The organism is Pseudomonas koreensis, assembly GCF_012986595.1.
In the GTDB taxonomy this organism is placed as follows: domain Bacteria; phylum Pseudomonadota; class Gammaproteobacteria; order Pseudomonadales; family Pseudomonadaceae; genus Aquipseudomonas; species Aquipseudomonas koreensis.
In genome coordinates, this window is sequence record NZ_JAAQYM010000003.1 from 404,105 (window position 1) to 423,568 (window position 19,464).

The 19,464-nt window shown below is 61.4% G+C and carries 21 protein-coding genes and 1 pseudogene; 9 read left to right on the forward strand and 13 right to left on the reverse strand.

The window, feature by feature from the left end; all coding sequences use genetic code 11:
* Positions 1–170: 170 nt before the first annotated feature.
* Genes HBN98_RS11370 through HBN98_RS11385 form a run of 4 tightly spaced genes read left to right on the forward strand, consistent with a single transcriptional unit; the run spans position 171 to position 3,326 of the window.
* A complete protein-coding gene (locus tag HBN98_RS11370) occupies positions 171–1,565 on the forward strand; it encodes a COG3014 family protein (RefSeq protein ID WP_064589765.1) in 1,395 nt (464 codons plus the stop codon).
* Between the two features lie 15 nt (positions 1,566–1,580).
* The gene (locus HBN98_RS11375) at positions 1,581–1,955 is read left to right on the forward strand and encodes a YcfL family putative periplasmic lipoprotein (protein WP_064589766.1); all 375 of its coding nucleotides are present in this window, start codon (positions 1,581–1,583) and stop codon (positions 1,953–1,955) included.
* Between the two features lie 36 nt (positions 1,956–1,991).
* Positions 1,992–2,579: a penicillin-binding protein activator LpoB gene (gene lpoB / locus HBN98_RS11380; RefSeq protein WP_003229365.1), complete on the forward strand. Its 588-nt coding sequence runs from the start codon at positions 1,992–1,994 to the stop codon at positions 2,577–2,579.
* Between the two features lie 3 nt (positions 2,580–2,582).
* On the forward strand, positions 2,583–3,326 hold the full coding sequence (locus tag HBN98_RS11385) for a penicillin-binding protein activator LpoB (protein WP_083367581.1): 744 nt from the start codon (positions 2,583–2,585) through the stop codon (positions 3,324–3,326).
* A gap of 200 nt (positions 3,327–3,526) precedes the next feature.
* On the opposite strand, the gene HBN98_RS11390 is transcribed toward HBN98_RS11385, so the two are convergent.
* The 3 genes from HBN98_RS11390 to HBN98_RS11400 all read right to left on the reverse strand — a co-directional run bounded on the left by HBN98_RS11390 (position 3,527) and on the right by HBN98_RS11400 (position 6,861).
* On the reverse strand, positions 3,527–4,159 hold the full coding sequence (locus tag HBN98_RS11390) for a LysE family transporter (RefSeq protein WP_083367580.1): 633 nt from the start codon (positions 4,157–4,159) through the stop codon (positions 3,527–3,529).
* A gap of 210 nt (positions 4,160–4,369) precedes the next feature.
* On the reverse strand, positions 4,370–4,951 hold the full coding sequence (locus HBN98_RS11395) for a mechanosensitive ion channel family protein (RefSeq protein ID WP_064589769.1): 582 nt from the start codon (positions 4,949–4,951) through the stop codon (positions 4,370–4,372).
* The gene (locus HBN98_RS11400; protein WP_027610459.1) at positions 4,951–6,861 is read right to left on the reverse strand and encodes an ATP-binding cassette domain-containing protein; all 1,911 of its coding nucleotides are present in this window, start codon (positions 6,859–6,861) and stop codon (positions 4,951–4,953) included. The genes HBN98_RS11395 and HBN98_RS11400 overlap by 1 nt, the downstream gene beginning before the upstream one ends.
* 50 nt (positions 6,862–6,911) lie before the next feature.
* On the opposite strand from HBN98_RS11400, the gene HBN98_RS11405 reads away from it, so the two are divergent.
* The gene (locus HBN98_RS11405; RefSeq protein WP_083367579.1) at positions 6,912–7,376 is read left to right on the forward strand and encodes a TIGR02444 family protein; all 465 of its coding nucleotides are present in this window, start codon (positions 6,912–6,914) and stop codon (positions 7,374–7,376) included.
* Here the strand turns inward: HBN98_RS11405 and HBN98_RS11410 are convergent.
* Complete coding sequence (locus HBN98_RS11410; protein ID WP_083367578.1) at positions 7,373–8,515, reverse strand: AlgP family protein; 1,143 nt, start codon at positions 8,513–8,515, stop codon at positions 7,373–7,375. The two genes, HBN98_RS11405 and HBN98_RS11410, sit on opposite strands and share 4 nt — an antisense overlap.
* 192 nt (positions 8,516–8,707) lie before the next feature.
* Here HBN98_RS11410 and HBN98_RS11415 point away from each other — a divergent pair, with 192 nt between their 5' ends.
* On the forward strand, positions 8,708–9,373 hold the full coding sequence (locus HBN98_RS11415; RefSeq protein WP_064589772.1) for an FKBP-type peptidyl-prolyl cis-trans isomerase: 666 nt from the start codon (positions 8,708–8,710) through the stop codon (positions 9,371–9,373).
* Positions 9,374–9,451: 78 nt separating this feature from the next.
* Here the strand turns inward: HBN98_RS11415 and rsd are convergent, their stop codons facing one another.
* The 8 genes and pseudogenes from rsd to HBN98_RS28255 form a co-directional block, all read right to left on the reverse strand.
* Complete coding sequence (gene rsd / locus HBN98_RS11420) at positions 9,452–9,910, reverse strand: sigma D regulator (RefSeq protein ID WP_083367577.1); 459 nt, start codon at positions 9,908–9,910, stop codon at positions 9,452–9,454.
* Between the two features lie 186 nt (positions 9,911–10,096).
* Positions 10,097–10,648 (reverse strand): disulfide bond formation protein B, encoded by a 552-nt coding sequence (locus tag HBN98_RS11425; RefSeq protein WP_064589774.1) that lies wholly within the window; start codon positions 10,646–10,648, stop codon positions 10,097–10,099.
* Positions 10,649–10,867: 219 nt separating this feature from the next.
* Positions 10,868–12,106, reverse strand: a complete 1,239-nt coding sequence (locus HBN98_RS11430; protein WP_064589775.1) for a heme biosynthesis protein HemY — start codon at positions 12,104–12,106, stop codon at positions 10,868–10,870.
* Positions 12,103–13,245 carry a uroporphyrinogen-III C-methyltransferase gene (locus HBN98_RS11435; protein WP_064589776.1) on the reverse strand — a complete coding sequence of 381 codons (1,143 nt, stop codon included), beginning with the start codon at positions 13,243–13,245 and terminating at the stop codon, positions 12,103–12,105. The genes HBN98_RS11430 and HBN98_RS11435 overlap by 4 nt, the downstream gene beginning before the upstream one ends.
* A gap of 16 nt (positions 13,246–13,261) precedes the next feature.
* Entirely contained in the window at positions 13,262–14,029 is a 768-nt protein-coding gene (locus tag HBN98_RS11440) for a uroporphyrinogen-III synthase (protein ID WP_083367576.1), read from the reverse strand.
* Positions 14,026–14,967 carry a hydroxymethylbilane synthase gene (hemC, locus tag HBN98_RS11445; RefSeq protein ID WP_064589778.1) on the reverse strand — a complete coding sequence of 314 codons (942 nt, stop codon included), beginning with the start codon at positions 14,965–14,967 and terminating at the stop codon, positions 14,026–14,028. Before hemC ends, HBN98_RS11440 begins: the two co-directional genes overlap by 4 nt.
* 138 nt (positions 14,968–15,105) lie before the next feature.
* The gene (locus tag HBN98_RS11450) at positions 15,106–15,852 is read right to left on the reverse strand and encodes a LytR/AlgR family response regulator transcription factor (protein WP_003229385.1); all 747 of its coding nucleotides are present in this window, start codon (positions 15,850–15,852) and stop codon (positions 15,106–15,108) included.
* Positions 15,849–15,989: pseudogene (locus HBN98_RS28255) on the reverse strand (sensor histidine kinase); the annotation flags it as partial. The pseudogene HBN98_RS28255 and the gene HBN98_RS11450, both read right to left, overlap by 4 nt.
* A 334-nt stretch (positions 15,990–16,323) precedes the next feature.
* Between HBN98_RS28255 and argH the strand changes: the two are divergent.
* The gene (gene argH, locus HBN98_RS11455) at positions 16,324–17,718 is read left to right on the forward strand and encodes an argininosuccinate lyase (protein WP_083367575.1); all 1,395 of its coding nucleotides are present in this window, start codon (positions 16,324–16,326) and stop codon (positions 17,716–17,718) included.
* 129 nt (positions 17,719–17,847) lie between these two features.
* On the opposite strand, the gene HBN98_RS11460 is transcribed toward argH, so the two are convergent.
* Positions 17,848–18,507, reverse strand: a complete 660-nt coding sequence (locus HBN98_RS11460) for a glutathione S-transferase family protein (protein ID WP_083367574.1) — start codon at positions 18,505–18,507, stop codon at positions 17,848–17,850.
* Between the two features lie 123 nt (positions 18,508–18,630).
* Between HBN98_RS11460 and HBN98_RS11465 the strand changes: the two genes are divergently transcribed.
* Together HBN98_RS11465 and HBN98_RS11470 are read left to right on the forward strand one after the other, a co-directional pair.
* Positions 18,631–18,915, forward strand: a complete 285-nt coding sequence (locus HBN98_RS11465) for a hypothetical protein (protein WP_083367573.1) — start codon at positions 18,631–18,633, stop codon at positions 18,913–18,915.
* Between the two features lie 223 nt (positions 18,916–19,138).
* The gene (locus HBN98_RS11470; RefSeq protein WP_039757399.1) at positions 19,139–19,384 is read left to right on the forward strand and encodes a TIGR02647 family protein; all 246 of its coding nucleotides are present in this window, start codon (positions 19,139–19,141) and stop codon (positions 19,382–19,384) included.
* The last annotated feature ends 80 nt before the right edge of the window (positions 19,385–19,464 follow it).

The following is a 19,464-nucleotide window of genomic DNA, read 5'->3' on the forward strand; positions in this document are numbered from 1 at the left end:
GGCCAGCACCGCCCGCTTATAATGCCGCGCCCGCGCTATCGCGATGCGGCATAAAAGCTCCTCTGGTTATGAGGAATTGGCAGGAGGCCAGCGCCACTGTCGATGGGTCACATCAGCCCGACCAGCACAGGTGGCTGCTGCTGTTTCAAGCTCAGGGAAGAAACACCCCCATGGCATTCCGTGCTCCCACCTTGATCGCGCTCAGCGCTGTCACTTTGCTGTCCGGCTGTTCGGCATTTCGCAACTACGATTCGGAACTGGCCCAGACCAACCAGCAACTGGCGACCGGCAACGTCGATGCCGCGTTGACCCTGCTGGAAAAGAACAACACCGGCCCGGACAAAGACCTGCTCTATTACTTCGAGAAAGGTGAGTTGCTGCGCGCCAAGGGCGACCTGTCCGGCAGCCAGAATGCCTGGACCAGCGCCGATCAGGTGGTCGGTCAGTGGGAAGATGCAGTCAAGCTCGACTCCGCCAAATACCTCGCCCAGTTCGGCAGCTTCATCGTCAACGATAAGGTGCGTCGCTACGAAGGCTACGACTACGAAAAAGTCATGCTGACCACGCAGATGGCCCTCAACCTGCTGGCGGTCAATGACTTCGACGGCGCCCGCACTGCGATCAAGAAAACTCACGAACGTGAAGCGGTGATCGCCGACCTGCGCGACAAGGAATACCTCAAGAGCGAGGAAGAGGCCGAAAAAGAAGGGATCAAGACCCAGTACAAGGATCTGCAGGGTTACCCGGTCGCCAGCCTCGACGCGCCGGAAGTGGTCGGCCTGAAAAACAGCTACCAGAGTGCGTTCAGCCATTACCTGGCCGGTTTCGTCTACGAAGCCCTGGGCGAGAAAGACCTGGCTGCACCGGGCTACCGCAAGGCCGCCGAACTGCGCCCGAACACGCCGCTGCTGGAACAGGCGCTGGTCAACCTCGACAAGCCGACCAAGTCCGACGACAGCGACATCCTGATCGTGGTGCAAAGCGGCCTGGCGCCAGCCCGCGACTCGATCCGCGTACCGCTGCCATTGCCGATTTCCAACAACGTGGTGATCACCCCGCTGTCGTTCCCGATCATCAAGCCTGACACCTCCACCGCGCCGTTCGCGCAGATTGGCGTCGATGGCCAGCAAGTCAACCTGACCGCCCTCAATAGCACCACCGCCATGTCGCGCCGCGCCCTGCGCGATGACATGCCGGGGATCATCGTGCGCACCACCGTGCGCGCAATCACCAAAGGCGTGGCGCAGAAGAAGATCAACGAAACCAACCCGCTGGCGGGTCTGGCCGTGGGTATCTCTTCAGCCGTGCTGGAAGGTGCCGATACCCGTACATGGCGCACCCTTCCGGATAACACCCAAGTGGTGCGACTGCGCTTGAAGAAAGGCGAGCACCAAGTCAGTCTGCCGAGTGCCGTCGGCGGTTCGGTGGTCAAGGTCACCGTCGATCAGCGTTATCAGGTCATCAGCCTGCGCGCCGTGGGCAATCAGGTGTTCGCTGCGGGCCTCGCTGCCCACGTCATCCCGAGCGCCGGCGCGACCAACGTCGCCAGCCTCAAACAACCTTAAGAACGGAGTCTTTGCATGCGCTTCAAACTCATCGCCGTTGCCGCCCTCGCCGTCCTGGCCAGCGGCTGCGCCACCCCGCCACCACCGGAGCCGGGCAGCGCCGCGAGCAAGGTCGTGGCCATGGGCCCGCAAAAACACATCGCTGTCGGCGCCATGCGCGTGGCTCGCGAGAACGGCTTCATGACCGTCAATGTGCAGTTGACCAACACCCTCAACAGCAACAAGACGTTCTACTACCGTTTCGCCTGGCTCGGTCCGGAAGGTTTCCCGATCGCCGAGGAAGAAGTCTGGAAAAGCCAGTTGATGTACGGCGCCCAGACCAGCTTTATCCAGGGCATCGCGCCGACCCCGAAAGCCGTGGATTTCCGTCTGGAACTCAAGACGCCTTAAGCCCGCCACCCTATTCCTGTTTTAGAGAGCATTCCCATGTTTGCACGCTTTTCCTTGATCGCTGTCCTCGCCCTGCTGGCTTCCGGTTGCGCCAACACTTCGCCGACCCTGGGCAGCAAGAACATCAGCTACGGCGACACCAAAGCGGTTGAAACCGTGACCAACGAATTCGGTTCGACCGACCTGCAAATGATCGCCGAATCGATGACCCGCTCGCTGGCCCAGTCCGGCATCCTGCAGGGCCGCCCGGTGGTGCAGGTCTACGACGTGAAGAACAAAACCAGCGAGTACATCGATACCCGCGAGATCACCACCAGCATCAAGACCCAGCTGATGAAGTCCGGCACTGCCCGCTTCGCCAGCGACAACACCGCAATGCAGAGCCAGGTTGATCAGCTCAAGCTGCAAAACCAGAGCGGCCTGTACAAGAAGAGCACCGTGGCCAAGACCGGCAACATGATCGCCGCCAAATACCGTCTGGAAGGCTCGATCAGCTCGATCGTCAAGCGCAGCAGCGACTACAAGGACGTCTTCTACAAATTCAGCCTGCAACTGATCGACGTTGAAAGCGGTCTGGCCGAGTGGATGGACGAAAAAGAGATCCGCAAAACCACGGAGCGTTAAGCAATGCGCGCATGGATTGGCATGATGGCCCTGGCTTGCGCGTTCAGCGCGCAAGCGGCCCCGAAAGTCGCGGTGACGGATCTGGCGTATCAGGAGCGTGTGGAGCAATACATCCACATCGTTTCGGCGCAGAACAATTACCGCGAGGGTTACTACAGCTCCAGTGGTTCGTCGAACTACAACGAGCTGGAAGCGACCACCAGCTACATCGAGCAGACCGAGCTGCGCAAATTCACCGGCGACATCAAGGGTGAAATCCTGCGCACCGGCATGTTCCAGCTGGTGCAGGGCACGCCGTACACCGCGTCGTCCAAGGGTGATATCTACGACGTGATCAAACGCATCAAGGCCGGCAACTTCAAGGGCGCCGACTATGTGTTGTTCGGCACCGTGTCCGACATCGATTTCACCCAGGACATGAATGAGCTGGCGCACACCGACAGCTATTCGGCGGTGCTGGGCCTGACGCTGGTGGCGGATTTCAGCCTGATCAACACCAAGACCTACGAGATCACGTCGGCCTTCACGGCGATGGGTGAAGCACAGGACACCAAACTGGTGAACGGCCGCGACATCAAGATCTCGCTGAATCGCCCTCGGGTGGTGCGTGAGGTGTCGAAAGCGCTGGGCGAAGACGTGGCCGGGCAACTGAGCATGCAGCTGGGTGGCGGCGGTTACGAGCAGCCGCGTGAACCGCAGCAGCGCAACAATCTGCCGCGTGATACTGCGCCGGTGATTTTGCACTAGCCGGCTGAGTGAATAACCCTGTGGTGAGGGGATTCATCCCCGATGGGCCGCGAAGCGGCCCCGCTCTTGAGCACAAAGATATTGGGACTGCTGCGCAGTCCATCGGGGATGAATCCCCTCACTACAACTGAGTTCTCTAGAGAAATCAGTAGAAATAAAAAGGCGACCTCAAGAGGTCGCCTTTTTTGTGGCCGCGGCTTTTAAACCACCGCTTTGCGCAACGTCGCCATGAACGCCGCCGCGCCAATGAACAGCCCGGCAAACGTGCGGTTCATGCGCTTCTGTTGCGTCGGGGTACGCAACAGGCGCAGCACCTTGGATGCCAGTCCGGTGTACCCGGCCATGACGATCAGATCAACACAGATCATGGTCACGCCGATCACCAGGTACTGCATCAGCAACGGTGCATGCGGATTGATGAACTGCGGCAGCACCGCCAGCATGAACACCAGTGCCTTGGGGTTGCTGATGTTCACCAGAAAACCGCGGAACACCAGGGCCAACGGTTTGCCGATCGGCCGCACCGCCGCGTCGTCGCTCATGTCCATGGGCAGCGCACGCCATTGCTTGATCGCCAGATAGACCAGGTAGGCCACGCCAAACCATTTGATCGCATAGAACGCCGTGGCCGAAGCGGTGAGGATCGCGCCAACACCGGCGCCGACAATCGCAATCTGCACCGCCAGGCCAACTTGCAGGCCCAAGGCATTCCAGTAACCGCGCCAGAAACCGTATTGCAGACCGCTGGACATCGACGCAATGGCGCCGGCGCCCGGGGACAGACTGATCACCCAGCAGGCGGCAAAGAATGCCAGCCATGTTTGAAGCTCCATCGCACACCTCGACTCGGACTCGTACCAAACGTCCAAATTAATGTGGTTTCAGGCGGATGACTATCGTTTTTTTGTAGGACGTTGCGGACGCAACCCCGTATTTGCGGGCTAATACCCCCTTCGCGAGCAGGCTCGCTCCCACAGGGCAATGCATTTTCACTGTGGGAGCGAGCCTGCTCGCGAAGGCATCAGTCCAGACGCCCGGGGAATCTACTTCTCGAAACCGCTGGAAGGAAACACATCACTGCCCCGCCAGCGCCGCACCGAGCGCTGGAAGAACAAGCTGTTCGGCACCTGCACCATGGCGCTGCCGGTGCCCAGTTCTTCAGCCTCGATCAACGTGGTGTAGAGCAGATTGATCGCCACCACCCGACCTTTGACGCCGGGCTTGTCGGTGGTGTCGACCAGTTCGACCACATCCCCCAGACGAAACGGCCCGACCGTAAAGATCAGAATCGCGCAGAGCAGGTTCGACAGCACACTCCACATCGCGAAGAACGCCACCGCCGCCACCGCGACGAAACCCGACAGCGCGGTCCACAACACCGTGGCCGACACGCCGAGGCGCTCCAGCACAAAGATCAGCGCGCTGCCCATGATCAGCCAGCGCAGCCCGCCACGCAGCGGCATCAGCAACTGCGGCGGGAACGGATAGCGCTCACCCAGACGGGTCAGGCATTTGGCGACAAAGCGCTGGGCAATGTAACCGGCCAGCAGGATCAGCAGAATCTGCACGCCGAGCCAGATCGGCTCGACCCACATGGCCGGCAGCGGCAGCTTGAACGCGTCCATCAGGACAACGCCTCCAGCTCCGCTTGCATGCTTTCCAGCGTTTCCAAGGCTTCCATCCAGGCCTCTTCCAGCTCGGCTTCGCGCACTTTCAACTTGGCCTGTTCGGCCAGCAGATCTCGCAACTCGTTCTTGCGCGCCGGCTCGTAGATGTCGCTGTCACCGAGGCTGGCATCGACCTTGGCGAGTTTCTCGTGGAGCTTGCCCAGCTCGGCTTCGAGCTTGTCGGCTTCACGCTTGTGCGGTGCCAGTTGCTGACGCAATGCAGCAGCGGCCTGACGTTGAGCCTTCTTGTCAGTCTTGTCCGGGTTGACCGGGGTGTTGCTGACCGGGGCGTTGCGCTGACGGTATTCCACCAGCCAGCGGGCGTAGTCTTCGAGGTCGCCATCGAACTCTTCGACCTTGCCATCAGCGACCAGATAGAAGTTGTCGGTGGTGCTCTTGAGCAAGTGCCGATCGTGAGACACCACCAGTACCGCGCCGCTGAATTCCTGCAGCGCCATGGTCAGCGCCAGGCGCATTTCCAGGTCGAGGTGGTTGGTCGGTTCGTCGAGCAGCAACAGGTTCGGCCGTTCCCAGGCGATCAATGCCAGGGCCAGACGCGCTTTCTCGCCACCGGAGAAATTCAGTACCGGCTCATCGATGCGTGCGCCACGGAAGTCGAAACCGCCGAGGAAGTCGCGCAGGGTCTGCTCGCGTTCGGTCGGTGCCAGACGCTGCAAGTGCAGCAACGGGCTGGCCTTGGCGTCGAGCGAGTCGAGCTGATGCTGGGCGAAGTAGCCGACCACGGTGTTCTCGCCACGGGTCAGGCGTCCGGCCAGCGGCTCGAGTTCGCCAGCAAGGTTCTTGATCAGCGTCGATTTACCGGCGCCGTTCGGGCCGAGCAGACCGATCCGCGCACCCGGGGTCAGTTGCAGCTTGACCTTCTCCAGGATGGTTTTATCGCCGTAACCCAAACGCGCATCGGACAGATCGATCAGCGGGCTGGAGATCTTGGTCGACTCGCGGAACACGAAATCGAATGGTGAATCGACGTGGGCCGCCGACAGCTCTTCCATGCGCTCCAGTGCCTTGATCCGGCTCTGCGCCTGACGGGCCTTGGTGGCCTGAGCCTTGAAGCGGGCGATGTAGCTTTCCATGTGCGCACGTTGCGCCTGCTGCTTCTCGTAGGCCTGCTGTTGCTGGGCCAGACGTTCGGCACGGGCGCGCTCGAACGCGGTGTAGCCGCCGCGGTACAGGGTCAGTTTGCGCTGATCGACGTGGGCCACGTGATCGACCACTTCATCGAGGAAGTCGCGGTCGTGGGAAATCAACAACAAGGTGCCCGGATAGCTTTTCAGCCACTCTTCGAGCCAGATGATCGCGTCGAGGTCCAGGTGGTTGGTCGGTTCGTCGAGCAGCAACAGGTCCGACGGACACATCAAGGCCTGCGCCAGGTTCAGACGCATCCGCCAGCCACCGGAGAAATCTCCTACCTGCCGATCCATCTGCTCGTTGGTGAAACCGAGACCGGCCAGCAACTTGCGCGCCCGCGCATCGGCGGTATAACCGTCGGCGCTGTCGAGTTCGGCGTGCAGACGGGCCAGAGCCGTGCCATCGTGGGCCGCTTCGGCGACGGCGAGGTCACGTTGCACTTCGCGTAGACGCAGGTCGCCATCGAGCACATAGTCGACCGCCAGGCGCTCGAGCGTGTCGACCTCCTGGCGCATGTGCGCGATCCGCCAGTCGGCCGGCAGCAGGCAATCGCCCGAGTCCGGGTGCAACTCGCCGCGCAACAAGGCGAACAGGCTGGATTTGCCGGCGCCGTTGGCACCGATGAGGCCAGCTTTGTGGCCGGCGTGCAGGGTCAGCTCGGCGTCTTCTAGCAGACGTTGCGGGCCACGCTGTAAAGTCAGGTTCTGAAGTCGGATCATAATGGCGGCGGAGTCTACCAGCTTCGCTCACAACTGGCGCGAGTAGCACGATGTCCTCTGACCTGTGGAGCTTTTCCCTTGCCACCTACGCCCGACCGGGCGTGGAACCGGCCTGCCTGCAACTGCAGACAGCGGGGGCCAATGTGTGCCTGCTGCTGTGTGGTCTGTGGCTGGAACAACGCGGCGTGGCCTGCGACGAACAGCGCGCGGAGCAGCTGAAAATGCTGGTGGGGCCTTGGGATCGGGAGGTGGTGCAGCCACTGCGTGCGTTGCGCACTCAATGGAAAACCCTGGCCGAAGAGGATCCGGTGCTCAAGGGCCTGCGTGAACAGATGAAAGCGCTGGAGCTGGAAGCCGAACGGCATCTGCTATGGCAACTGGAGCAAGTCGCTCAGGACTGGCCGTTGCAGGCTGCATCAGCGTCGGCAGAATGGCTTGAGCGTCTGGTGGGATCGGCCGCCAGCCCGAACCGCGACGCGCTGCAAATGCTGCGCGTCGCGGCAACCGGCACTTAGGAAGCGCTGGTCGGGTTGCTGCTGGCGCTCGACGTTGCGGCTGGCGTTGGCGCAGTCGTGGTGGTCGAGGCAGGAGCGGCTGGAGCAGCTGCGGTGGCCGGCGCTGTAGGGGCTGGCTTGGCGGCAGGTGCGGTCGCCGGTTTGGCGGCAGCGGGTTTGGCAGCGGCCGGTTTTTTCGCGGCGGGTTTGGCAGCCGGCTTGGCGGCGGGTTTAGCGGCTGGCTTTGCTGCTACTGGTTTGGCAGCAGGCTTGGCGGCAGCGGTTGCCGGCTTGGCAGCAGCAGGTTTGGCAGTGGCTTTAGCTGCTGGCTTGGCGGCGGTTTTAGCGGCTGGTTTGGCAGTGGTTTTTGCCGCAACAGGTTTGGCCGCAGGCTTGGCTGCCGGTTTCGCCGCAGCGGTTTTGGCTGCAGGTTTTACCGCCACTTTCGCAGCAGGTTTAGCGGCGGCGGTTTTTGCCGGAGCCGCTTTGCGCGCAGCAGGTTTTGCGGTTGGTTTGGCGGCCGGTTTCGCAGCAGCCGGTTTGGCGGCGGCAGTACGTGCGGCAGGTTTTGCAGTGCTCGCTGCAGCAGGTTTTTTCGCCGCGGTCGCAGCAGTTTTTGCAGCAGGTTTGGCCGCAGCTTTAGCCGGAGCCTTGGCTGCTGGCTTGGCCGCTGGTTTCGCCGCAGCGGTTTTAGCCGGTGCTTTCGCCGCTGCAGGTTTGGCTGCGGCTTTCTTCGCAGGCGCTGCTGCAGGTTTGGCTGCACGGGAGGACAGCGCCTTGCCGGCGGCCTCTTGCACGCGACCGACACCCTGAGCCAGTTTCAGGCTTTCCTGGGCATCGCGCTTGAGTTGCAGAATGTAGCCGCGAGTGTCGGACTGACGATCCTTCAGCGCGTCGAGCAGGTCTTCGAGTTCTTTGACTGCAGCCTTGGCCTTGTTCTGCGCCTTGGCTTTACCGGCAGTGGCTGCGTCCTGCAATTTGGTGCGGGATTTGTGCAGTTTTTCTTGCGCCTTGCCGCGTTGCTTTTCCAGTTTGGCGAGCAGTTTTTCAGCATCAGCCAAGGCTTGCGAGCAAGCGTTTTCCAAATGCTCGAGCAGGCTGCCCGAGAGTTGTTGGAGTAAGTGCAACGGAGTGTTTACAGGCTTCTTGGTGGCCGACATGGTTTACCTCCTGGCTGACGTGAGTGCGGCTCATACTAGACCTCTGCAGTTACCGCCGCTAGGTCATCTTGACAGTAACGAAACCGTTGCGTTGCAACGAAGCGAAAATGTTCTGCACAAAGGCAAAAGCAGTTCACCGTTGCAGACGTTCGCGCTGGCATAATCGCCCGCATCTCAGGACGGAGAGTGCCCATGTCGCGCTACCTTTTTTTATCCCTCTGCATGATTTTTTTCGCCGCCCACGCCGACGAAAAAACCACTGCGAACGACGCCCACGATCTGGCCTACAGCCTCGGCGCCAGCCTCGGTGAACGGCTGCGTCAGGAGGTTCCGCAATTGCAGATCCAGGCACTGGTCGAAGGTTTGCAGCAGGCCTATCAAGGCAAGCCCCTGGCGCTGAGCGAAGCACGGATCGAGCAGATCCTTGCTGATCATGAATCGCAAAATGCCGAACACTCTTCGCTGCCTTCGAGCGATGCCGCGATGGAAAACGAGCAACGTTTTCTCACCGCCGAAAAAGCCAAGCCAGGCGTGAAGGAACTGGCCGACGGCATTCTGCTGACCGAACTGACGCCGGGCACCGGTGCCAAGGCTGGTCCGGATGGAAAAGTCCAGGTGTTGTATGTCGGTCGACTGCCGGATGGCACGGTGTTCGATCAGAACACTCAGCCGCAATGGTTCAGCCTCGACAGCGTGATTGCCGGCTGGCGTACTGCGCTGCAGAACATGCCGGTGGGTGCCAAGTGGCGACTGGTGATTCCATCGGATCAGGCCTACGGCGCTGACGGTGCGGGCGATCTGATTGCGCCGTTTACGCCGCTGGTGTTTGAGGTCGAGTTGCGGGGCGCAACGAGCTGATCGCACCCAGCACGCAGGCATAAAAAAACGCGGTGCGCTTTCGGCGCACCGCGTTTTTTTATGTCTGCGAGAAACGAATCAAGCCTGAACCGGATCTTCCTGCTTGTGTGCCGTGTGCAGCACTTCAATCAGGCAGTCTTCCAGCTCGAAGCGCTCGTGCAGCAGGCCGCCCAGTTCCTTGAACTTCTCGGCGACGCATTTGCCCGCGTCGCACAGATCGTTGAACGCCAGCAGCTTCTCGGTAATCACGTCGATGCGCGGGTAAATCGTGTCGGCCAGTTCCAGGCCACGCTTGTCGTTGAACGCCTTGGCTTCGCCCGTCAGCTGTTCGTAGATTTCGAAGTGCCCGGCCGAGACGTAGTCGACCAGCACACCGCAGAATTCCTGCAAGGGCTTGCGACTCTCGGACAGCGACTCAGGCTGCGCGCCGAGCCTGTCGTAGGCGCCGATCAGCTCTTCACGCTCTTGCAACCAGCGGTCGATCAGCAGATGAACTCCACCCCAACGTTCCTGAGCATTCTGACAACTTTCGAGCATGGCGATCTCTCTTCCCTTGTGGGTCATGCTGCTCTACACCCGCGCCCCTCTTCTGGCTGTTATCGCTTGGAGGCCGACCGGGCAGAGCGTCATCGAGCAACATAAATCCAATGACACGTGCGGGCCAGATTATGCCCGCACGCCTATGGCTTCAAGGTACGCAGGAGATAAAGTTCATACAAGTGTTTAATCCCTGACCAACGTGCGGTGCGACGCTTCGCCGCTGAGCGGTCGTTGCAGAGCGCTCCAGACCAGCCGCAGCAATTGGTACATCGCAAGGATCGACATCGCCACAAAGAACAGCAGACTCCACTCCGGAATGCTCAGATCGAACAGTGTCCAGGAAATTTCCGCGCAATCGGCACTGCCTTTAAACATGCGCACCGTGGCACACAGCCACGGCAGATTGCTGAACAGGGGTTCGGCATCGGGTGCACAGTGAGTCATTTGCAACAGCGGATCGCTCTGCAACAACACTTGCCGCCAGGCGGCGATGGTCCCGCCCAGGCTTATGCAAAGCGCGCTCATCCAGTACAGCGACAGGCCGACACGCCGCGGCCCATGAACCGCCGCCAGGCCACAACAGCCGATCAGCAACGTCATGAAGAACCGTTGCGCCAGGCACAGGCTGCAGGGCGTCAGCCCGACCGCGTATTCGAGGTAATAGGAAGCTCCCAGGGCCAGCGCCGCTGCAGTGAAAGCCGTGAAAAACAAGGAGCGTGAACAGGCCAACGACATGGCTTTTCCGTAACAGTAGAGACAGGCAGTTACGGTAGAGGAAAGCTTGTCAGCCTTTCAAGGCAGGTCCCTGCCGACAGTTCATCAGAAGTGTAGGGAAAACCCGACAGGCGCGAGAGGAATCGGTGTAGTCCATTGTAGGACTTTGCCTAGGACGCCCACGAAAAGGACATTCTCCGTTCGCTGAGCGTTAACGAGGGAGCATTCTCCCTCGTTATTTCAAGCGTGAACCGGTACTGGCAGTGGTGCGGCCAGAAGACGCTCATCGAGCAGTCCGAGACCTTCCTGGAACAACTGGTTGCTGCGCTCGGTGTCGCCCAGTTGCGCCAGCAGGCGTGCCAGCTCTGCGCAGGCTTCCGGATTGCGCTGCACTCGCAGGCTGCTCTCCAGATAATCCCGGGCCTTGCCCCACAGGCTGGTTTGCAGGCAGAGACGCCCCAGGGTCAGCAACAGGCTTGCATCGCCCGGATGCTCCTTGAGCCACCCTTCGGCAGTCTGCAACTGACGGGCCGGATCGCTGCCGCGCACCAGTCCATACAGTCGGGCCAAGTGGCTGTCGTACTTGCGCTTGAGGGCGCTGCGCAGTAGTTCTTCGGCTTCGACCTGAGCCCCCAGCTGACGCAGTTGTTCGGCATACGCCAGCACCAGCGCCGGCTCCTGGCGTTGCGCGGCACTCAACTGCTCCCAGGCGCGATTGAGCGACTGCAGACCGACTTTGCCATCCTCATCACGGTGCGCGGCCAGCGACAGGTTGTTGCCCCAGGCGCGACGCTCGAGCTCGGCCAGCTCAGCCGCCGGCAGTGCCTTGTCCTTGCGCAGTTCCGGCAACAGGCGAATGACCGCCGACCAGTCGCCACGCTGTTGGTGCAGGCGCTGCAATTGACGCAGGGTCTGCACGTTATGCGGATGCCGCTCGTGCATCGCCTGCAGGGTCACCAGTGCTCCCTCGGTGTCGCCGCGATCAGTCTGCAACTGCGCATGACTCAAAGCGATCGCCAGTTCGGCCTGCGGCTGGCGCTCCAGCGCACGTTCGAGCAACTGATCACATTCTTCGTACTTGCCTTGTTCGTTGGCCGCGCGTGCCGCGCCGAGGTAATACAACAGCGGCTGGCGCTCGGCTTCAGCGGCGCGATACAGATGACGTTGCGCGCTGGCCCAACGCCCTTCCGCCAGATCCAGCTGACCGTGTTCGATCGCCACCTGCACCCGGCGGCTGCGGTTACGCCGCGACCAGGGATTGACCACACCACTGGAGGCCATGACCAGTTCGACCAGCGCCTTGATGCCCCAGATCAGCAGCCACAGCACCGCGATCAACCCCAGCGTGGCCCACAGGCTCGCCTCGTAGCGGAAGCTCTTGTAGGCAATCAGCACGTACCCGGAGTGCTCGGCAATCGCCAGGCCCAATGCCGCTGTCGCGGCAATCACCAGAAACACGATCACGTACAGGCGTTTCATGGCGTGGTCTCCTGCGCGGTGTTGGCGGCAGGTTTGGCGAACGGTTTCACCGATTCTTCAGCGTTGACGTTACGTCGCTCCAGGTAGCCTTGCACCGCACTCAGCGTGCCGGTGAGGTCTGGCGTCTTGACCGTGACCGGTTGCTGGCTCAGCTCGGCAACCTGCTCGAGCATGACCTTGCTCTGCGGATTGTCCGGATTGAAATTACCTTTGAGCACGTCCCGCGCCTCGGTCAATGCCTGGGTGTAAACCGGCGCCTGACCATTGAGCGCCGCCCACTGCGCCTGCTCCAGCGCCAGGCTCAGGGCCAGGCGTACCTGGCTCAGGCTCTGCCCTGCCAGCAGTGGCTTCACATTCTTGTCGGCGTTGAAATCGATGCGGATGTAGCGGGAAATCTGATCCCACCACTGCGCCCAGCGGCTTGCGCCATCGCCGTCAGCGGTCAGACCCAACAATGATTCGCCGCGATCCTTGTACTCCGGCGCCAGTTCGGTCAGTTCGATGACCTGATCGCGCAGCGCGCCAATGCGCAGGAACAGCCCGGTACGATCCGGCTGCTCGGTGCTGCGCAGGGCGACCAGGGTTTTCGCCACTTGCTCGCGGGCGGCGAACGAGCCTGGGTCATTCTGTTCACGGAGAATTTCGTCGGCACCCTGCACCAGCGCCTGGGCGCTGCTGATGTCCTGCAACGCCGACAGACGCAGGCTGGCCAGACGCAGCAGATGCTCGGCCTCGGCCAGACGCCAGTCCTTGCGGCTGGCACCGAGGACGGTTTCCAGACGCTGGTTGAGGCGCTGCTGATCACCTTGCAGTTGCGTCACCAGACGCTGGCGCTCAGCGAGCTCATCAGCACCCGGCAATTGCGCGAGGCGCTCGGTCAGACGCTGTTCGTTGAGCTTCAGGCTCTGCGCCTGATCGTTCAGCGCCTGTACCTGGCCTGACTGTTGTGCGGTGTTGGTCTGCAGGTGCCGCACCTGCCAGACACCCCAGCCACCAATCGCCACGCCGGCAGCGCCGAGCAACAGGGCGACAATGGCCAGTCCGTTGCCTCGGCGCGGCTCTTTGGCCGGCGGTGGAGTTTCAACCTGGGCATCGATCACAGGTTGGACGTCATCTTTAGGCAAGGCTGTTTCGCTCACGTATCCATCCTTTGCATTAGAGAACGGGCACGGGATGCTCCCGTAACGCCGTCAGCAAAGCCGCGGCACTCGCGCCGCGGCAATCCACAACTGTTTGAGCCCCGGCGGCACGTGCCAGCTCGGCGACCCTTGGGCTTGGAACAAACAACGGCAACTGCGCAATCGCCGGCCAGGCATCGCCGGCCATTTGGCGCAGGTGCTCGAAACCCTGTCCACTGCTGACCACCAGCCCGTTCAAGCGTTCCGCTGCAATCCGCCGCGGCAGCTCTTGCGGCGGGTAGGCCGGCAGGTCACGCCGATACAACTCCAGATACTCGACACTAGCACCTAGTGCGCGCAGGCGCTCGGCGAGCAGCTCGCGGCCACCCTCCCCGCGCAGGATCAACACCTGCGCGCCGGACCGGGTGACGGCTTCGCGCAGACGCGGCAATTGCAGCAACGCTTCACTGTCATCGCCGCTGGCCGGGAAGTGCACGTCCAGGCCACGATCACGAAGAATCTGTGCGGTCGCCGCACCGACGCTGAACCACGGCATCGACAGCGAGTGCAGGCCAAAGGCATCGAGCAGATCGAGCGCAATTCGCGCCGCCGGTTTGCTGACCACGATGACGGCGCTGCAGTGCGGCAACTCTGTCATCGCCTGACGCATGCTGTCAGAAACCGGCAGCGGTGCGATGTCCAGAAGCGGCAGGCAACTGCTGAAAAAACCTTCTTGGGCCAACACCGCGGCGAGCGCCGCGCAGTCGTCCGCAGGGCGCGTCAGCAGCACTCGCCAACCGGTCACTCGTGACCTGCCTCGCCATACACCGCTTTGAGAATGTCGTCGGCACCCTGGCCGAGCAGGTCTTCAGCGACCTTCACGCCCAGCGCCTCGGCATCGGCACGCGGTGCGCGCGCCTGTGCACTGAGCAGCTTGCCACCGCTCGGCTCGCCGACCAGACCACGCAACCACAACTGCTCACCCTCGAGCACGGCGTAGCAGGCGATCGGCACCTGGCAGCCACCATTCAGATGTTTGTTGAGGGCACGCTCAGCGGTGACGCGCGAGGAGGTATCGGCGTGGTGCAACGGCGCCAGCAAGGCGTGGATTTCAGTGTCGGCGCTACGGCATTCGATGCCGACCGCGCCCTGGCCACCGGCCGGCAGGCTGTCGTCGACGCTGATCGCCGAGGTGATGCGGTCTTCGAAACCGAGGCGGATCAGACCGGCTGCCGCGAGGATGATCGCGTCGTACTCACCGGCATCGAGCTTGGCCAGACGGGTATTGACGTTGCCGCGCAGGAAGCGGATCTCGAGATCCGGTCGACGCGTCAGCAGTTGCGCCTGACGACGCAGGCTGGAGGTGCCGACGATGGCGCCGGCGGGCAGCGCATCCAGGCTTTGATAAGTATTGGAAACGAACGCATCACGCGGGTCTTCGCGTTCGCAGATGCAGAACAGACCCAGACCTTCGGGGAAGTCCATCGGCACATCTTTCATCGAGTGCACGGCGATGTCGGCTTCGTTTTCCAGCAGCGCGGTTTCCAGTTCCTTGACGAACAGGCCCTTGCCGCCGATTTTCGACAGCGGCGAGTCGAGCAGCTTGTCGCCGCGACTGACCATGGGCACCAGCGTCACCAGCAGACCCGGATGGGCCGCTTCCAGACGGGCTTTGACGTATTCGGCCTGCCAGAGGGCCAACGCACTTTTACGGGTGGCGATGCGGATTTCGCGAGAGGACATGGATCAATCCGTACTGAATAGATACGGCGGATAATAACAGCTCAGTCAAATCCACTTTGACTTGAATCAGAAACGGCGTGGCCTCCCTGGCCGGCAATGCCTGGTAAAAAGACTTCAGAGCCGCCCGGAATGACCGGGTTACAGGCCCTGCATCATTTTGCGCACGCCCGCCACATGGCGGCGGCTGACGATCAACGCATCGCCATTGAGGCCCTTGAGGAACAGCTGAAAGTGCCCCAGCGGCGTGCGTTGCAGACGTTCGATGCGGTCACGGGCGACCAGCGCATTGCGGTGAATGCGCACGAAACGCTCGCCGAATTCGTCTTCGAGCGCCTTGAGCGGTTCGTCCAGCAGCACTTCACCGCTTTCATGGCGCAAGGTCACGTACTTGTGATCGGCAATGAAGTAGACCACCTGATCCAGCGGGATCAGCTCGATACCTTTACGGGTTCGGGCGCTGATATGACTGCGCGGGCCGTTGCCGCTTTCGGCGGCGGGGCGGGTCAGGGCCGAGAGTTGCGCCCGGTTGGGACGTTCTGCCCGTTTCAGGGCGTCATGCAGATGTTCGGTTCGCACGGGTTTCACCACATAGCCCACGGCGCTGGCCTGCAGGGCTTCCACGGCAAATTCATCGGGGCCGGTGCAAAACACCACGGCCGGCGGCGTTTCGCGTTCGCACAGACGGGCAGCGACCTGCAGGCCATCGAGGCCCGGCATGCGGATATCGAGCAGCACGATATCCGGCTTGTGGCTGTCGATCAGCGCCAACGCCTCTTCGCCATTCGTGGCGCTGGGCTCCAGAACTGTGTAACCCTCGAGCTCGCTTACCATGCGGCTTAGGCGCTCGCGAGCCAGTGGTTCGTCATCAACGATCAGGACATTCATATTGCGCTGGATTCCTGCGTGAGTCTCGCACAAGGATAGCGTAGACAGGTGAAGTGACATCCGTCACCGCGATCCACGCTAAGACTAGCCCGAGCGCCAAAAAGTGCCGTACGTCGGCCAGCAATATTTGCCAGTGTCCGGGTCGTACTGCTCAAAGCCCGCTGTTTTCTGCGTTTTTCACGGGGTTTGCCAAAGAACAATCCACCCGCCCCCTCTTCTTATAGTCGGCGTCCGGACCTTTGTGCGATCCGCAGTCGCGCCGACCCTTATGTCCAACTGTAGACGCTCGCCGGGCCGATATTGCTCAATCGAAAAATATCCTTGCGCAAATCCCCCACAGACAGCGCCGACTATGAACGAGCAGATGAGAAAAAAACGTATCGACCGGTGTCAGCGACAGGATTGGCAACCCTGTTATTATCCGCGCCAGCGTTTCACGCCTTCTTTCTCCAAGCCGATACGAGCGAATTCATGAGCACTGACAAGACCAATCAGTCCTGGGGCGGCCGCTTCAGTGAACCCGTCGACGCCTTCGTCGCCCGCTTCACCGCCTCCGTCACTTTCGACCAGCGCCTGTATCGCCACGACATCATGGGCTCGATCGCCCACGCCACCATGCTGGCCAAGGTCGGCGTGCTGACGGATGCCGAGCGCGACAGCATCATCGATGGTCTGCAGACCATCCAGGGCGAAATCGAGGCCGGCCAGTTCGACTGGCGCGTCGACCTCGAAGACGTGCACATGAACATCGAAGCACGCCTGACCGACCGCATCGGCGTCACCGGCAAAAAACTGCACACCGGCCGTAGCCGCAACGACCAGGTCGCCACCGACATCCGCCTGTGGCTGCGTGACGAAATCGACCTGATCCTCGCCGAGATCACCCGCCTGCAAAAAGGCCTGCTGGAGCAAGCCGAGCGTGAAGCCGCCAGCATCATGCCGGGCTTCACTCATCTGCAGACTGCGCAGCCAGTGACCTTCGGCCACCATATGCTGGCCTGGTTCGAAATGCTCAGCCGCGACTACGAGCGCCTGGTCGACTGCCGCAAGCGCACCAACCGCATGCCGCTGGGCAGTGCCGCACTCGCTGGCACCACCTACCCGATCGACCGCGAATACACCGCGCAACTGCTGGGCTTCGATGCCGTGGGCGGCAACTCGCTGGACAACGTGTCCGATCGCGACTTCGCCATCGAATTCTGCTCGGCCGCGAGCATCGCGATGATGCACCTGTCGCGTTTCTCCGAAGAACTGGTGTTGTGGACCAGCGCGCAGTTCCAGTTCATCGATCTGCCAGACCGTTTCTGCACCGGCAGCTCGATCATGCCGCAAAAGAAAAACCCCGACGTGCCAGAGCTGGTACGCGGCAAGACCGGCCGTGTGTTCGGCGCGCTGATGGGCCTGCTGACCCTGATGAAAGGCCAGCCGCTGGCCTACAACAAGGACAACCAGGAAGACAAGGAACCGCTGTTCGACGCTGCCGACACCCTGCGCGATTCGCTGCGGGCGTTCGCCGACATGATCCCCGCGATCAAGCCGAAGCACGCGATCATGCGCGAAGCGGCACTGCGCGGGTTCTCCACCGCCACCGACCTGGCGGACTACCTGGTGCGCCGTGGCCTGCCGTTCCGTGATTGCCACGAAATCGTTGGTCACGCGGTGAAGTACGGCGTCGACACTGGCAAGGACCTGGCTGAGATGAGCCTGGAAGAACTGCGTCAGTTCAGCGACCAGATCGAGCAGGACGTGTTCGCCGTGCTGACCCTGGAAGGCTCGGTGAATGCCCGCGACCACATCGGCGGGACTGCACCGGCGCAGGTCAAGGCTGCGGTTGTTCGCGGTCAGGCCCTGCTGGCCAGCCGCTAACAGCAAAAGCTTCGCGAGCAGGCTCGCTCCCACATTTGGATTTTTGTTGAACACAAAATTTGTGGCCGACAACCCCCCCTGTGGGAGCGAGCCTGCTCGCGAAAGGCTTCCTTCAGAGCGATATAAAACTCACTTCTTGGCTGCGATCATCGCCAAAAATGCCGGCATCGCTGCGTCCTTGTCCGCCGCAATCTTCTGCACATGCGGATTCTGCTCAAGTCGCTCCAGCAGCGCCTTGGCCTTCGGCATCTCGGCCAGCAAATCGATCCCGAACAGTTTCTGCCCGACCGCACACGCCAGTGGCACGCTGTAGAGGAAATACAAATCGGCAACACTCAGACTGTCGCCCGCCACGTACGGAGAGAATTTTCCGTGTCGTCCCAGCGCCGCAAAGCCGAGCAACAGTTCGGTCTTGGTCTTCTCCTTGATCGCGTCCGGCAGGGTCATTCCAAAAAATGCCTCGCCATAACAAGCGCGCCCCGGCAGCTCGATGTACAACTCGATTTCCCTCGCCATGGCCAGCACTTGCGCGCGCTCGAACGAGTCGGCAGGCAGCAGCGGCGTACCCTGCGCGTTCTGCTCGATGTATTCGAGGATGACCGAGGTTTCATTGATGAAACCGCCTTCGACCTCCAGCACCGGGACCTTGCCCCGCGGGCTGATCGCCAGCGATTGCGGGGTCGGCGTCGGATAGAACGTCACCTCTTCGAACGCCAGGCCCTTTTCCAGCAGCGCCAGTTTGACCATGTTGTAGTAGTTGCTGACAGGGAATCCGTAGAGCTTGAACATCACATAGCCTCCAGGCCGTGCGGGGTGGGCGGTCACTGTTTATAGATCGTCGGACTCGATCCTGCCAGCAGCATCACGCCGCTGAATGCGGGTAAACTGGCGCCTTTCCTTGAGGAGCCTGCCATGAGCGAGCCGACAGACATCGACAACGACGAAGAAGAGTTCACCGAGGCGACGTTGATCGAAGCCATCGAGAACCAGATCGAAAGCGACAACCCGCCAGCGGCCAAGGCGACCTTCAACAAGCTGACCCTGGTGGGCGTCGAGCGCGAAGAAATCCTCAACCTGATGGCGCACGTGCTGGCCTACGAGATTGACTCGATGCTTGATGAGGACCGCGCGTTCAATACCGAGTGGTATGAAACCGCACTGCGTGCGCTGCCCGAGTTGCCGCCAGAAAAGCAGTAAACCCGTTTTTCCAGACTAGACTCTGTGGCGAGGGAGCTTGCTCCCGCTCGGCTGCCTGGCAGTCGTCAGATTTTGGGGCCGCTGCGCGCCCCAGCGGGAGCAAGCTCCCTCGCCACAAAAAGCATCCCTGGGCGAAAACCCTGATTCAGGCACTGGACATGCCGCAAAAGCGGGTTCACCTTAGGGGCGCTGTCGTCCAATTCCTAGAAAGTCTGGAGTCCTTATGTCGCTTACCCCTGAGTTGGTTGCCGAACTGGAAGTCCTCGCACTCTTCAACCTGGACAGTTCCCAGGAAGGTTTGAAAATTCATCAGACCGCTGCCCCGAAACACATTGCTGCTGCCCAACGTCTCTTCGAAAAAGAACTCACCGACCAGCCCGATGGCGGGTATCTGACCAGCCTGGGTCGCGATGCCGCGCAAAATGTGCAAACCGTGCTGACCATTCTGAGAGAGCAGGAAACCGCCTGATTTTCCCGTCTTTGCCCACGGGAACTCCTGCCACGGGATTTCCGCGGGCCCACTTCACCGCCCCGCGTTAAAAATCTGAC